This window comes from Agromyces sp. NPDC055658, from assembly GCF_053618155.1.
Genome location: NZ_JBSHHD010000030.1, coordinates 1 through 13,267, shown reverse-complemented (window position 1 = coordinate 13,267; position 13,267 = coordinate 1). Strand labels below are relative to the sequence as shown.

The 13,267-nt window shown below is 71.1% G+C and carries 13 protein-coding genes; 9 read left to right on the top strand and 4 right to left on the bottom strand.

From position 1 onward, the window contains the following. Positions 1 to 9: 9 nt before the first annotated feature. Together upp and ACWGPE_RS14225 are read left to right on the top strand one after the other, a co-directional pair. On the top strand, positions 10 to 642 hold the full coding sequence (upp, locus tag ACWGPE_RS14230; protein WP_231428875.1) for a uracil phosphoribosyltransferase: 633 nt from the start codon (positions 10 to 12) through the stop codon (positions 640 to 642). Positions 643 to 1,145: 503 nt separating this feature from the next. Continuing rightward, positions 1,146 to 1,946, top strand: a complete 801-nt coding sequence (locus ACWGPE_RS14225) for a winged helix-turn-helix domain-containing protein (protein WP_231428876.1) — start codon at positions 1,146 to 1,148, stop codon at positions 1,944 to 1,946. A 277-nt stretch (positions 1,947 to 2,223) separates the two neighbouring features. Here ACWGPE_RS14225 and ACWGPE_RS14220 read toward each other — a convergent pair whose 3' ends face one another. Together ACWGPE_RS14220 and ACWGPE_RS14215 are read right to left on the bottom strand one after the other, a co-directional pair. Then, the gene (locus tag ACWGPE_RS14220; RefSeq protein ID WP_452048951.1) at positions 2,224 to 3,840 is read right to left on the bottom strand and encodes a SulP family inorganic anion transporter; all 1,617 of its coding nucleotides are present in this window, start codon (positions 3,838 to 3,840) and stop codon (positions 2,224 to 2,226) included. 77 nt (positions 3,841 to 3,917) lie between these two features. After that, positions 3,918 to 4,295, bottom strand: coding sequence for an ArsR/SmtB family transcription factor (locus ACWGPE_RS14215; protein ID WP_231428877.1), 378 nt, complete (start codon positions 4,293 to 4,295; stop codon positions 3,918 to 3,920). 286 nt (positions 4,296 to 4,581) lie between these two features. Here ACWGPE_RS14215 and ACWGPE_RS14210 point away from each other — a divergent pair, with 286 nt between their 5' ends. The 4 genes from ACWGPE_RS14210 to ACWGPE_RS14195 all read left to right on the top strand — a co-directional run bounded on the left by ACWGPE_RS14210 (position 4,582) and on the right by ACWGPE_RS14195 (position 9,346). Beyond that, positions 4,582 to 5,019 carry a MarR family winged helix-turn-helix transcriptional regulator gene (locus ACWGPE_RS14210; RefSeq protein WP_231428878.1) on the top strand — a complete coding sequence of 146 codons (438 nt, stop codon included), beginning with the start codon at positions 4,582 to 4,584 and terminating at the stop codon, positions 5,017 to 5,019. A gap of 92 nt (positions 5,020 to 5,111) precedes the next feature. Further along, positions 5,112 to 6,551 carry an SLC13 family permease gene (locus ACWGPE_RS14205; RefSeq protein WP_231428879.1) on the top strand — a complete coding sequence of 480 codons (1,440 nt, stop codon included), beginning with the start codon at positions 5,112 to 5,114 and terminating at the stop codon, positions 6,549 to 6,551. An 83-nt stretch (positions 6,552 to 6,634) separates the two neighbouring features. Further along, positions 6,635 to 7,990, top strand: coding sequence for a M20/M25/M40 family metallo-hydrolase (locus ACWGPE_RS14200; RefSeq protein ID WP_231428880.1), 1,356 nt, complete (start codon positions 6,635 to 6,637; stop codon positions 7,988 to 7,990). A 33-nt stretch (positions 7,991 to 8,023) separates the two neighbouring features. Continuing rightward, complete coding sequence (locus ACWGPE_RS14195; protein WP_452048935.1) at positions 8,024 to 9,346, top strand: APC family permease; 1,323 nt, start codon at positions 8,024 to 8,026, stop codon at positions 9,344 to 9,346. Between the two features lie 282 nt (positions 9,347 to 9,628). Here ACWGPE_RS14195 and ACWGPE_RS14190 read toward each other — a convergent pair whose 3' ends face one another. Both ACWGPE_RS14190 and ACWGPE_RS14185 read right to left on the bottom strand, forming a co-directional pair. Then, positions 9,629 to 9,943 (bottom strand): GNAT family N-acetyltransferase, encoded by a 315-nt coding sequence (locus ACWGPE_RS14190; RefSeq protein ID WP_231428882.1) that lies wholly within the window; start codon positions 9,941 to 9,943, stop codon positions 9,629 to 9,631. Continuing rightward, positions 9,940 to 10,401 carry an Hsp20/alpha crystallin family protein gene (locus ACWGPE_RS14185; RefSeq protein WP_452048934.1) on the bottom strand — a complete coding sequence of 154 codons (462 nt, stop codon included), beginning with the start codon at positions 10,399 to 10,401 and terminating at the stop codon, positions 9,940 to 9,942. The genes ACWGPE_RS14190 and ACWGPE_RS14185 overlap by 4 nt, the downstream gene beginning before the upstream one ends. 88 nt (positions 10,402 to 10,489) lie before the next feature. Between ACWGPE_RS14185 and ACWGPE_RS14180 the strand changes: the two genes are divergently transcribed. From ACWGPE_RS14180 to ACWGPE_RS14170, 3 genes are all read left to right on the top strand, one after another. After that, positions 10,490 to 11,704 (top strand): hypothetical protein, encoded by a 1,215-nt coding sequence (locus ACWGPE_RS14180; protein WP_452048933.1) that lies wholly within the window; start codon positions 10,490 to 10,492, stop codon positions 11,702 to 11,704. Positions 11,705 to 11,929: 225 nt separating this feature from the next. Next, complete coding sequence (locus ACWGPE_RS14175) at positions 11,930 to 12,373, top strand: DUF6153 family protein (RefSeq protein WP_452048932.1); 444 nt, start codon at positions 11,930 to 11,932, stop codon at positions 12,371 to 12,373. 145 nt (positions 12,374 to 12,518) lie between these two features. After that, entirely contained in the window at positions 12,519 to 13,133 is a 615-nt protein-coding gene (locus ACWGPE_RS14170; protein WP_452048931.1) for a DUF305 domain-containing protein, read from the top strand. The last annotated feature ends 134 nt before the right edge of the window (positions 13,134 to 13,267 follow it).

The window sequence follows — 13,267 nt, the reverse complement described above, 5'->3', positions numbered from 1 at the left end:
ATCGAGCCTATGCGAGTCCACGTTGCCGACCACCCGCTCATCACCCACAAACTGACGGTGCTCCGCGACGAGAACACGCCGTCGCCGGTGTTCCGCTCGCTCGTCGAAGAGCTCATGACCCTGCTCGCGTACGAGGGCACCCGCGGCGTCCGGGTCGAGCCGGTCGACATCGTGACCCCGGTCGCCCCGACCACGGGCGTGCGCATCGCCGACCCGAAGCCGCTCATCGTGCCGATCCTGCGCGCGGGTCTCGGCATGCTCGAGGGCATGGTGAAGCTCCTGCCGAGCGCCGAGGTCGGCTTCCTCGGCATGGCCCGCGACGAAGAGACCCTGCAGCCGACGACGTACGCCGAGCGGCTGCCCGACGACCTCTCCGACCGCCAGTGCTTCGTGCTCGACCCGATGCTCGCGACGGGCGGCTCGCTCAGCGCCGCGATCGAGTTCCTGCTCGCGCGCGGCGCGACCGACGTGACCGCGATCTGCATCCTCGCGACGCCCGAGGGGCTCGCTGCGGTCGAGAAGGCGCTGCACGGGCGCGAGGTCTCGCTCGTGCTCGGCGCGATCGACGAGCGCCTCAACGAGCACGGCTTCATCGTGCCCGGCCTCGGCGACGCGGGCGACCGCCTCTACGGCACGGTATAAGCGCACCGCCGATTCCACCGGTTCGAAGGATCTGCGAGGTCCGCCGCGCCGTGGCGCAGCTCCCTTGACGAAGATTTTACAGATTCACTATTCGTCGCAGATTCTTTCATGCGAGGCATCCGGCCGTCTGAATCCTCCGGATGCCTCGCGCTGACGCGCACCCGCTGCGACGTCACACCCCGTCATCCGGGGGTCACGAATTGACACACGCTCGACTCTCGGATTTACTCGCACCCATGACTGACAACGCACGCACCCTGACCACCCGCGAGGTGAACAGGACGACCGGCATCATGATGTCGGCGCGTGCGCCCATGTGTTGTCGAATGTGCCGCTGACCGCGACTCGACCGCCGAGTTCCGCAGCCGACCCGCATCCAGGTCGGCACGGACTCCACTGAACCCACCGGCTCTCGGGGGTTCGCCGGCCGTATCGGCCTCTCGTTTCCGACCCCGCAGATCGGGGTCGTCTGCAGCACCCTTCGACTCACAAGGATTCCCGTCATGTCTCTCGCACTCGCCACCGCTCCCGTCGCCCCGGCCGTCCGCCCGGTGCAGGCCCGCACGGCCCCGTCGCTCTCCGCCGCCCCGTCGGCGGCGCCGCTCCGCTCGCTCTCCTCGGCCGTCGCCGCCGAGGCCGCCGCCGTCGCCCGGCCCGCCGCCGCGACGCCCGCCGCACCCCGGGTCCGCGCCGTGCCCGAAGGCACCGAGGCCCGCGGCTTCGTGCTCTACGTCGGCATCGACGAGGCAAAGGCCGCCGAAGACGGCACCACGCTCCACCGCATCGTCGAGGCGCTCCGCGCCCTGACCGCCGAGGTCGCCCCGTCGTCGGAGACCTACGCCGCCGTGGCCCTCGCCCCCGAGGGCGCCGGCGGCCGCGACGTCGACGTCGTGCGCCTCGCCCTGCAGGACCCGGCCGCCCTCGCGAAGCAGCGCGAGGGCAAGGGCACCCGCAACGACGCCGACCGTCACCCGAACGGCGTCATCATCGACATCTCGCGCAAGCGCGTGCTGCTCGACGGCGAGGCCGCCGGCCTCACCTACAAGGAGTTCGAGCTGCTGCAGTACCTCGTGCTGCGCGAGGGCCGCACGATCGACCGCCACGAGCTCATCGAGAACCTGTGGGACGCCGACGACGAGGCGCCGAGCGAGCGCACGATCGACGTGCACGTGCGGCGCCTGCGCTCGAAGCTCGCCCACTACCAGGACATCGTGCGCACCGTGCGCGGCGTCGGCTACCGCTTCGACCGTCACGCGGACGTCTCCATCCGCCAGGCTTCGACGCCGTCGCCCGACCTCTACTGAGCGCCCTGCGGTGCCGAGGCGAGCTCGCGCACCGCATGCGCAGGATCAGGCGTCGAGCGGGCTCGAATACTGCGGTACCGGCCGGCTCATCCTGCAAGTCGCAGCCGGATGCCGCACGGCAGGCACTCCGCCAGCCGTGTCTCGCACGCGATTGCAGGACATTCCATCCGGCAAGCCCGGATAGGGCGGCGCCGGCCGGCTCATCCTGCAAGTTGCGCGCGAGTGCCCCTCCGGTGGCCGATCACCCGTCTCGAGACGCATGATCCTTCGTCGCGCGCTACTCGGCCACCGGGTGCGCCCGCGCGACGTGGCTGCGGGCGTGCGCGACCGCGAGGCCGAGGTCGTCGAACAGGTGGTTCTGGTGACGCAGCGACGACACGACGCCGACCCGCGTCGCGACGCCGAGGTGATCGGCGCGGATGCCCTTCACGAGCACCGTGACCCCACGGCGCTCGAGCGCCGTGATGAGCTCGGTGATGACCTGGGCGCCCGTCGCGTCGAGCAGCTGCAGCTGCGACATGCGGATGATCACGACCTCGATGCCGCGGATGTCGCCGACGCGTTCGAGCATGCGCTCGGCCGCGCCGAAGAAGAGGGCGCCCTCGAGCCGGAACAGGGCGATGCGCTCGTCGCCGGGCTCGGCCGGCGGCGGCAGCTCCTCGCGGTGCACGCCGCTCGAGCGCGACAGTGCGCGCAGCGCGAAGAACGCCGCGACGGCGATGCCGATGAGCACGGCGTAGATGAGGTCGAAGCTCACCGTGATGACGGCCGTGACGACGAACACGACCGCATCCGACCGGGTCGAGCCGAGCACGGTGCGCACCGTCGCGAACGAGATCATGCGGGTCGCCGTGACCATCAGCACCCCGGCGAGCGCCGCGAGCGGGATGACGGCGACGACCGCGCCCCCGACGAGCACGATCGCGAGCAGCAGCAGCGCGTGCACCACAGCGGCGAGCCGTGTGCGTCCGCCCGAGCGCACGTTGACGGCCGTGCGTGCGATCGCCCCGGTGGCCGGCATGCCGCCGAAGAGCCCGGCCGCGACCGAGGCGAGCCCCTGCCCGACGAGCTCGCGGTCGGCGTCGTACGGGCCGGTGTCGGAGATCGACGCCGCGACGCGCGCCGAGAGCAGCGACTCGATGGCCGCGAGGGCGGCCACCGTGAGCGCCGCACCTGCGAGCCCGCTCATGGCCGCCCAGTCGGTCGTCGGCAGCGCCGGCGCCGGCAGCCCTGCGGGCAGTTCGCCGATCGTGGCGACGGGGGCCTGCACGAGCACGGCGACGGCGCTCACGACGATGATCGCGATGATCGAGCCGGGCAGCTTCGGATGCAGCCGCGGTGCGACGAGCATGATCGCGGCGACGACCGCGACGATGCCGATCGACCACGCGGCATCCGGCCATTCGACCGCCGCGAGCGACTGCACGGCCGCGACCGCGGCGTTCGTGCTCTCGCCGGGCGCCGAGCCGACCGCGGCCGGCACCTGCTGCAGGAAGATGATGATCGCGATCCCGAGCGTGAACCCCTCGATGACCGGCCACGGGATGTAGCTCACCGCACGGCCGAGCCGCAGCACGCCGGCCACGACGACGATCACTCCGGCGAGCACGCCCACGAGCGCGAGCACGCCGGCGCCGTGCGACGCGACGATGGGGGCGAGCACGACGACCATCGCACCGGTCGGCCCCGACACCTGCACGTTCGAGCCGCCGAACACCGCCGCCACGATGCCCGCGACGATCGCGGTGACGAGGCCCGCCTCGGCCCCGGCGCCCGAGCTGACGCCGAACGCGAGCGCGAGCGGCAGCGCGACGATCCCGACCGTGATGCCAGCGATCACGTCGCCCCGCCAGGTGCGGCGGAGGTCGCGGTAGTCGGCCGGGCTCGGCAGCAGCGCGAGCGCCGCACGCCCGAGGCGGGCGAGGGCGCCGGTGCGTGCCGTGCGCTCGGCGGCCGCCGGCGTCGACCCGGTCACGAGCCCACGACCGCGGCTGGCGGGATTTCGGGCAGCCCGGTGCGCTCGATGAGCTGCCGCTCGGTCGTCTGCAGGATCTCGCCGAGCAGCGCCCGGGCGACGCGCAGCAGGTCGGCGACCTGCGGGTAGGCGAGCCGGTAGAACACCTGGTTGCCGCGGCGCTCGGCGACCACGAGCAGGTTGCGCTTGAGCACGGCGAGGTGCTGCGAGAGGTGCGAGGCCTCGAGGCCGGTGGCGTCGAGCAGCTCCGAGACGGATGCCTCGGGGCTGGCCGAGAGCACCTCGAGCACTCGCACCCGCAGGGGATGCGCGAGCCCCTTGAAGAGGTTCGCCTTCACCTCGTAGAGCGGCCGGTGGGCGTCGGGGTGCGGCACGAGACATCCTTCGTTTGATGGATTGATGAATCCATCATCCCGCTGGAATCGGCTCTCGGAAGAATCACAGAACGATAACTAGCGCCTGTTACCGATCCGTTATATATTCGGAAGTGCGCCGGCTGTTTGCTGTGGCGGACGGCGCGGAATGTGATTGCAGGACACTCTTGGTGCAAGGGCGAGGGCCGGTCGTCAGCCTCTACGACCGGCCCTCAACCGTTCCCTCCTGCGCCGCCTCTCGCGGTTCCCTATTGTTGGATGCGTCCGATCGACGAAGGGGGCCGGCATGGCCGATCGCGCGACCACCGTCGCGGCGTGGGAGTCGCTCTTCCGTGCACAGGTGACCATCATGCGAGCGCTCGCGGCCGAGTTCCCGAGCGACGTGATCTCGCTCAACGAGTACGACGTGCTGTTCAACATCTCGCGCGCACCCGGTCGGCGACTGCGCCTGAAAGACCTCAACCGCAGCGTCCTCATCACGCAGCCGAGCGTGAGCCGACTCGTCGACCGTCTGGCCGCGCGCGGCTGCGTCACGAAGGCACCCGACCCCGCCGACGGGCGCGGCACGATCGTCGGCATCACCGAAGAGGGGTTCGCCCTGTTCCGCCGCGTCGCGATCTCGCACATGGACGCCATCAACCGGCAGTTCGGCGACGCGCTCTCCGACGACGAGCTGCACACCCTCACCGAGCTCTGCAACCGGCTGCGGGCCGACCCGCAGTAGCGCCCCCCGAACGGGACTAGACGCAGGGCGCCTTCGAGCAATACTCTCAGCCTCAAGAAGAAGTCCAGGGGTCGGGGCTTGGGGAGGCCGCCATGGAGATCGCGCTCGTCGTTCTGCAAGCCTGCGTCGTCATCGGGGCCATCGTGCTCGGCGTCCGGACCGGGGGCCTCGGCCTCGGGCTCTGGGGCGTCGTCGGCACGGTCATCCTGGTGTTCGTCTTCCAACTGCCGCCGGGCTCGATCCCGGTCGACGCCTTCTTCATCATCATCGCGGTGATCACTGCGTCGTCGGCGATGCAGGCGGCGGGCGGCATCGACTACCTCGTCGCGATCGCGTCGAAGATCATCCAGGCGAACCCGAAGCGGCTCACCTACGTCGCGCCGCTCGTCGCGTTCGTGTTCACGGTGCTCTCGGGCACGTCGAACATCTTCTTCGCCCTGATCCCGGTGATCTACGAGACGGCGTACCGCAACGGGCAGCGACCCGAGCGGGCGCTCGCGTCGTCGACGGTCACCTCGGGACTCGGCATCACCGCGAGCCCGGTGTCGGCGGCCATGGCCGCCTACCTCGTGCTCATGGACGGCACGGGCTACGGCCTGCCGCAGATCCTGCTCATCACGGTCCCGGCCGCGATCGTCGCGTGCATCGTGACGTCGATCGTGCAGCAGCGGGTCGGCAAGGACCTGCTCGACGACCCGGTGTTCCTCAAGCGCGTCGAGGCGGGCACCGTCGAGGTCCCCGAGGCGCTGAAGGCCCGCTACGCGGCGAAGGCCGGCTCCGGCACGACGGCCACGGCCGTGAAGACCGGCGGGTCGGATGCCTCGGCCGCGGCACCCGGTGACGCGAAGCCCGTGCGCATCGAGCACCCCGTGCCCCCGGGCGGCGCGATCTCGGCGTGGATCTTCGTCGCCGGCACGATGCTCATCGTGCTGCTCGGGCTGTTCCCGGGGCTCCGCCCCGCGTTCCCCGACGAGGAGGGGAACCTCGAGCCCATCGGCATGTCGACCGTCATCGAGATGATCATGTTCACGGTCGCCCTGGTCATCATCCTCGTGCGCAAGGTCAAGCCGTCGGCGGTCGTCGAACAGCCGCTGCTCAAGGCCGGCTTCGTCGCGGCCGTCGCGCTCTTCGGCATCGCGTGGATGGCCGACACGTTCATCTCGGCGAACGAGGAGACGATCATCGAGCCGCTCGGCGCGATGATCGAGGCCAACCCGCTGCTGCTCGCGGTCGCCCTCTTCATCGTCTGCGGCCTGACGACGAGCCAGTCGGCGACGACGAACACGATGATCCCGATCGCGCTGGCCGCCGGGCTGGCCCCGGGCATCATCACGGCGATGTGGCCGTCGCTCATCGGCGTCTGGCTCTTCCCGGCCAACGGCTCGCAGATCGCCGCGGTCGAGACCGACCTCACCGGGTCGACGAAGCTCACCCAGGTGCCGGTCTGGCACTCGTTCACGATCCCGATGCTGGTGTCGTGGGTCGCCGTCGTGCTCGCCGGCCTGCTGATCCAGCTCGTCGTCCCGGCCTGACCCGACGTCGCGCACCGCGAGCTGCCCCGCTCCGTTCGGCACACCTCGGACTTCCGTCAGAAGCGTCCATCGAAGGAGAGACCATGCCAGACACCGACGACCTGAAGCGTGCCGCCGCCGACCTCATGCCCGAGGTGATCGAACGGCTCGAGGCCCTCGTGCGCATCCCGTCCGTGGCCTTCCCGGGATTCGACCCCGAACCCGTGCACCGCATGGGCGAGGCCGTGGTCGAGCTGTTCGAGGCGGTCGGCGCCGAGGGCGTGCGCCTCCTCGACGTGCCCGGCGGCTACCCGTGCGTCTACGCCGACCTGCCCGGGCCGGAGGGCTCGCCGACCGTGCTGCTCTACGCGCACTACGACGTGCAGCCGGCGCCCGAGAGCCAGGGCTGGTCGAGCACGCCGTTCGAGCCCGTGACGAAGGCCGACGGCCGCATCTACGGTCGCGGCGCGGCCGACGACAAGTCGGGCCTCGTCATCCACTACGGCACGCTGAAGCTCATCGGGCCCGACCGGCCGTGCCGCATCAAGATCCTCGTCGAGGGCGAGGAGGAGACCATCTCGCATCTCGAGGGCTTCGTCGAGGCGAACCCCGAGCTGTTCGCGGCCGACGCCTACGTCATCGGCGACATCGGCCCGCAGAAGGTGGGCCGCCCCGGGCTCACGACCGCGCTCCGCGGCGATGTCGCGTGCACCGTGACGGTGCGCACGCTCGCGAACCCGGTGCACTCCGGCATGTTCGGCGGTGCGGCGCCCGACGCGATGACGGCGATGATCCGCATCCTCGACACCCTGCACGACGAGCACGGCGACACGGTCGTCCCCGGCGTCGACAGCTCGGCGTGGAGCGGCGCCGACATGGACGAGGACGTCTACCGCGAGGGCTCGGCGATCCTGCCCGGCGTCGACTTCCTCGGCACGGGTTCGCTCTCCGACCGCATCTGGGCGAAGCCGTCGGTGACGGTGCTCGGCATGGACCTGCCGAACACGGCGGAGGCGTCGAACGTGCTGCTGCCCTCGGTCACCGCGAAGCTCTCGATGCGCATCGTGCCGGGCTCCGACGGCGACGCGCAGCTCGAGGCGCTCATGTCGCACCTGCGATCGCAGCGGCCGTGGAACTGCGAGGTCGAGGTCGAGAAGGTGAAGGTGGGTCACGCGTTCGCGGTGGATGCCTCGCATCCGGCGATCGTCGCCGCCGAGAGCGCCCTCGCCGACGCCTACGGCGCGCCCGTCGAGAACATCGGCAGCGGGGCGTCGATCCCGCTCGTCGCCTCCCTGCAGAAGGTCTCGCCCGGATCGGCGATCATCCTCTGGGGCGCTGAGGACACCGCGCAGTCCCGCATCCACGCGTCCGACGAGTCGGTCGACCCCGGAGAGATCGAGCGCATGATCGCGGCGCAGACGCTCTTCATCCGGGGTGTCGCGGCGTCGGCGCGGTCCTGAGCACCGGCGGGTCCGAGAAGGGGTGGGGGTCTCATGACCGCGGACGAGCCGACGCCGGACCAGCCGCCGGCGAACGTGCCGGAGAAGCGCATGACGGTGCTGCAGGCGACCTTCATCGGCGTCGGCTCGATGGTCGGCGCGGGCATCTTCGCGCTGCTCGGCGCCGCCGGCGCCGTCGCGGGCTCGGCCGTGTGGGTGTCGTTCCTCGTCGCCGGCATCATCGCCGCCCTGCAGGGCTACTCGTTCGCGAAGCTCGGTGCGAAGTACCCGTCGGGCGGCGGCATCCTCACCTACCTGTCGAAGGGGCTCGGCGAGGGCCATCTCACGGGCATCGGCTCGTGGCTCTTCTTCACGGCCGGGTCGATCGTCGTCGCGATGATCGCCTCGTCGTTCGGCGGCTACGCGAGCTCGGTGGTCGCGGGCGGCGACCCGGGGTGGGCGAAGGCGCTCGGGGTACTGCTCATCGTGGTCATGTCGTGCTTGAACGCGGTCGGCTCACAGGTCGTCGCGCGGGTGCAGTCGGTCATCGTCGTCGTCGTGCTCGCCATCCTCGTCGTCTTCGCCGCCGTGACGATCGCGAACTGGGATCCGGCGCTGCTCGACCCGGCCGGCTACCCGGGCCTGCAGCAGATCATCGCGAGCGTCGCGCTCACCTTCTTCGCATTCCTCGGCTTCGGTGTCATCACCTTCACCGCGAAGGACCTGCCGAACCCGTCGCGCCAGTTGCCGAAGGCGATCTACTTCGCACTCGCGATCGCGACGACGATCTACGTCGCCGTCTCGCTCGGCGTCTTCGGCACGCTGACGGCCGAGCAGGTCGTCGAGTACGGCACGACGGCGCTCGCGGAGGCGGCGAAACCCACGCTCGGGCAGGCGGGCTACGTGCTGATGGTCGTCACGGCGCTGTTCTCGACGACGGGCGCGGTGAACGCCGGCCTGTACCCCTCGATCGGCATGACCCAGCACCTCGCCTCGGTCGGGCAGTTCCCGCCGGTGTTCGGCCGGTCGTTCGCCCGGTTCCCGTTCGGCCTCATCGTGATGGCGGTGCTCGCCATCGTGCTCGTCGTCGGGTTCGACCTGAACAAGATCGCCTCGATCGGCAGCGCGGTCGCGCTGCTCGTCTTCTCGGCGGTGACGGTCGCGCACTTCCGCATCTACCGCGAGACGGGTGCGAACATCGTGGTGCTCGTCATCGCGCTCGTCGCGACGCTCGGCACCTTCATCGTCTTCTGCACGACGACGCTCGTGAACGAGCCGGCGACCGCGATCGCCCTGGTCGCGATCATCGTGCTCGCCACGGTCGTGGACTTCGCCTGGAAGGCCGCGGCGGAACGCCGCACGACCGCCGCGCGCTGAGTCGCGACCGCGCACGACGATGGGGTGGGAACCCTACCTCCCACCCCATCGCGGTCTCGCATGGAGACCGTCCCGCCGAGCGACCCGAACTGAGCTCGGCGAGCTTGACCCGAGCGGTCGAGAGGGACATTCCGATCGCTCGGCACGTCGAGGTGCAACGGGCCGGTCCGGTCGGGTACGGACTCGGGTTGTGCTCGAATCGTAACCGCCAGCCCGAGTACGCCGCATCGCCCCGAACGGGGGGATTCCGACGGTCAGGCGGGCGACGGCCGGTTCGCGGGCTCAGGGCCAGTCGACGGATGCCTCGTAGCCGGGGTGCTCGCGCAGGTACGCCGCGATGAACGGGCACTCGGGCACGATGCGGTCGCCACGGGAGACCGCGTCGTCGAGCACGTACTTCGCGAGGCGACTGCCGAGGCCGCGGCCCCCGAACTCGGGCTTGATCACGGTGTGGGTGAACACGATCGCCCCCGGCTCGAGCCGGAACTGCGCGAACCCGGCCCGCTCGCCGTCGACGACCAGCTGGTACCGCTGCCGGTCGTCGAGGCGAGTGATCTCCACGAGGGCGGCGGGCTCGGCCGCGCGGGCGTCGCTCACTGCTCGACCGGCTCGACGCGGTCGTCGCCGGCCGCCTGGTCGACGGCCGTGATCGAGGCATCCCCCTGCTCGACCGCGATCTTGCGCGGCTTCGCCTTCTCACTGACGGGGATCGTGACGCTCAGCACGCCGTTCGTGTAGCTCGCGGAGATGCGGTCGGTGTCGACGCCCTGGCCGAGGTTGAGCTGCCGCAGGAACGAGGCGGCCTCGCGCTCGCGCGTGATCCACTTCACGCCGTCGCCGGTCGTCAGGGTGCGCTCGGCTCGGATGGTGAGCAGCTGGCCGTCGACGTCGATGTCGACCGAGCCGGGGTCGATCCCCGGCAGGTCGGCGGTCAGCACGTAGTGGTCGCCGTCGCGGTAGAGATCCATCGGCATGCGGCGCGGGCCGCGCCGGGTGTCGAAGAGGGCGGACGCGACCCGGTCGAGGTCGCGGAACGGGTCGTAGGCGGTGGCCATGATTCCTCCTGGTCGATGATGTTGAGTCGATCTGACTCAACTCTCTATCGAACATAACGCCGGCCCGCGCGGAGGATTCCGGGTCGGCGTGCGCCGACAGCGAACGGCCACGGGCGACATGGTGGATGCCTCGGCTCGAGCCCGCGGCATCCGTCTGCTGCTCGTGGTGACGGTGACCGGAGGTGGTCGCGACGAGGGCGATCAACCATGCGAAGACGAGCGTGAACGCGACGATCTCGAACACCGTCAGGTTGAACCACCCCAGCAGGTCGTAGCCCGCCATCGCCGCAACCTCGACGACGAGCGCGACGTACGAGAAGCAGACGAACCCGCGCGGCATGCGCTCCGCGTACCAGCGGGTGCCGAGGCAGAGCGACGCGAACGCCGCCGCGGCGAGGAGGGCGAACGCGTTGTGCAGCACGGGCACCCGGTCGATCGGCACGGCGCCGACGCCCATGAGCCCGAAGCCGACGAGGCCGATGTGCACCCGCATCGTGGTGCGGGCGCCACGACGGATGCCGAACCGTCCGACCGCGAGTGCGCGGGTCAGCGCTCCGGAGAGGCCCGCCATGCCGGCGCCCGACACGACGACCGCGACGTTGAAGCACAGCGCGGCGAGGTCGTTCGACGTGCCCAGGGTCGAGAAGTTGCGGGTCCACCAGTCGCCCGTGGGCGTGATGCTCATGCTCGCGAGGCTGCCCGCGGCGAGCAGCATGGCGACGAGGTTGAAGGTGCGATATGCCTCGTGGTCGAGCGCGTGCCGGTGCAGTCGGTAGGTGCCGATGCCGAAGACGCCACCGAGCAGCAGCCCGTACAGTCCGTGCCCGCCCGGCAGGGGGTCGAACGCGGCCGCCGTGAAGTGCACGGCGAGCAGGGCGAGCGACGCCCAGGCGAGTCCGTTCGCGATCGCCCGCGGACGCGCGCCGAGGCCCGGCAGCCGCAGGTGTGCGATCGCCGCCAGGCTCGTGCGCGACGCCGAGGCGACGAGCAGCGCAGCGCACACGGCGGCGCCGCCCGCGATCGCGGGCACGAGACCCGCCGGGTCGAGCGATCGATGGCCGAGGACCCCGCCGTCGAACGTCGCGTCGTGCACGAATGCGCGATACAGCACGATCGAGACGGCAGCCGCGATGAGCAGTGCGTAGACGCGTCGCACGATCGACGCGAAGCGGGCCTGAGGCACCGCGAAGGCCGCGGCGGTGTCGCCGGCGGCGGGCAGCGCGACCGGCCGGCCGTGCTGATCACGGTCGGCATCGCCCGGGTCGCTCGCTCCGAGAGAAGTCGCGAGCGCCCGGCCGTATGAGGCGGAGATCGTCCCCGCGCGTTCACCCCACATCGGTCGATGTCCTTCACCGGAATCAGACGTCACACGAGCCTAACCGCGAGATTCCGGCGCTGCCATCGTACGGATCGAATGGAATCGGCCGACCGAGGCGCCGACGAGGGCCTCGACGGCCGCGTCGAGCCGGTCTCATCCCGTGTTCGATACACTACGGGGGTATCCCATCTTTCCGGAGGTGACCGCCCGATGCTCGACCGGATCCGTCGTGCGGCACTGCCGGCCTCGCGCACCGCGCGGGCGACGCTCCTGAGCGTGGTCGCGATGGCGGCCCTCATCGTCGGCCTGCTCGCGATGCATGCGACGGGATCGAGCCCGGAGCACTCGACGCACGTCGCGCCGACCTCCGCCGCACACCATGCGAACCCGGCGACGGACGCCCGCCACGCGGCCCGCGCCGAGCCCGAGGCATCCATCGCGGGTGCCGGTCACGCACCGGCCGACCTGGGCGACTGCGCGCTCATGATGCTCGGGTGCGTCATGCTCGTCGCCGCGGTCGCCGTGCTCATCGTCGCCGCCCCCGGAGCGGCCCGGGCCGTCGCACGCGCCGTCGACGACACGCGTGCGCTGCTGCGGAGCAGCGCACCGCCGCGACCACCGAGCCTCATCGCACTCTCCATCAGTCGGACCTGAGTCGACCTCGACCCGCGACCGCGGAAGCGGCCTCCCGTGCACCTCGTGCATGCCGAGCGACCGCACCGCGTGCCGCTGCGGCGCCCCCTCGGGAGCCGCATCGCATCGAATCCACGACTCACGACTCCGACGGAAGAAGCAAACCATGAACACGACCCAGACCCTGCGCGCCGCCGCCGCGGCCGCCATCGCCGTGACCGCAGCGCTCGCCTTCGCGGCCTGCTCCGCCGCAGGCGGCGGCACCGGCACGAGCGCCGGCACCGACCCCGGCTCCGAGAACGACGCCGACGTGATGTTCGCCCAGATGATGATCCCGCACCACGAACAGGCGGTCGAGATGAGCGACGACCTGCTCGCGAAGGACGGCATCGACCCGGCCGTGCGCGACCTCGCGACGCAGATCAAGGACGCCCAGCAACCCGAGATCGACCAGCTGAACACCTGGCTCGAGGAGTGGGGCGCCGTCGACGACGCGATGCCGGGCATGGACCACGGCGACGGCGGCGGCATGGATCACGGATCGTCAGGCGACGGCATGATGTCGGACGACGACATGGCGGCCCTCGCCGAGGCCACCGGCGACGAGGCATCCCGCCTGTTCCTCGAGCAGATGATCGTGCACCACGAGGGCGCGATCGAGATGGCCGAGGCCGAGCTCGCCGACGGGGCGCACCCCGGCGCCCTCGAGATGGCGCAGGCGATCGCCGACACCCAGGCCGACGAGATCGCGACGATGCAGGAGCTGCTCGGCGAGGGCTGACCCGCGCGCGAGCCCCGGCGTTCGCCCATCGCTCGAACGTCGAAGCGGGCCCCCCCCACCCCGGGGGGGCGCGTGCCGTGTTGGGGGGGGGCCCCCCCCGCGGGGGGCGCGGGAGGGGGGGGGGTGGGCCCCCG

What these genes read in the sequence shown, in the direction of transcription:
- upp (WP_231428875.1), top strand. Translation starts at nt 10, where the DNA reads ATGCGAGTCCACGTTGCCGACCACCCGCTCATCACCCACAAACTGACG.
- ACWGPE_RS14185 (WP_452048934.1), bottom strand. Translation starts at nt 10,401, where the DNA reads ATGGCCACCGCCTACGACCCGTTCCGCGACCTCGACCGGGTCGCGTCC.
- ACWGPE_RS14175 (WP_452048932.1), top strand. Translation starts at nt 11,930, where the DNA reads ATGCTCGACCGGATCCGTCGTGCGGCACTGCCGGCCTCGCGCACCGCG.
- ACWGPE_RS14200 (WP_231428880.1), top strand. Translation starts at nt 6,635, where the DNA reads ATGCCAGACACCGACGACCTGAAGCGTGCCGCCGCCGACCTCATGCCC.
- ACWGPE_RS14170 (WP_452048931.1), top strand. Translation starts at nt 12,519, where the DNA reads ATGAACACGACCCAGACCCTGCGCGCCGCCGCCGCGGCCGCCATCGCC.
- ACWGPE_RS14195 (WP_452048935.1), top strand. Translation starts at nt 8,024, where the DNA reads ATGACCGCGGACGAGCCGACGCCGGACCAGCCGCCGGCGAACGTGCCG.
- ACWGPE_RS14210 (WP_231428878.1), top strand. Translation starts at nt 4,582, where the DNA reads ATGGCCGATCGCGCGACCACCGTCGCGGCGTGGGAGTCGCTCTTCCGT.
- ACWGPE_RS14225 (WP_231428876.1), top strand. Translation starts at nt 1,146, where the DNA reads ATGTCTCTCGCACTCGCCACCGCTCCCGTCGCCCCGGCCGTCCGCCCG.
- ACWGPE_RS14205 (WP_231428879.1), top strand. Translation starts at nt 5,112, where the DNA reads ATGGAGATCGCGCTCGTCGTTCTGCAAGCCTGCGTCGTCATCGGGGCC.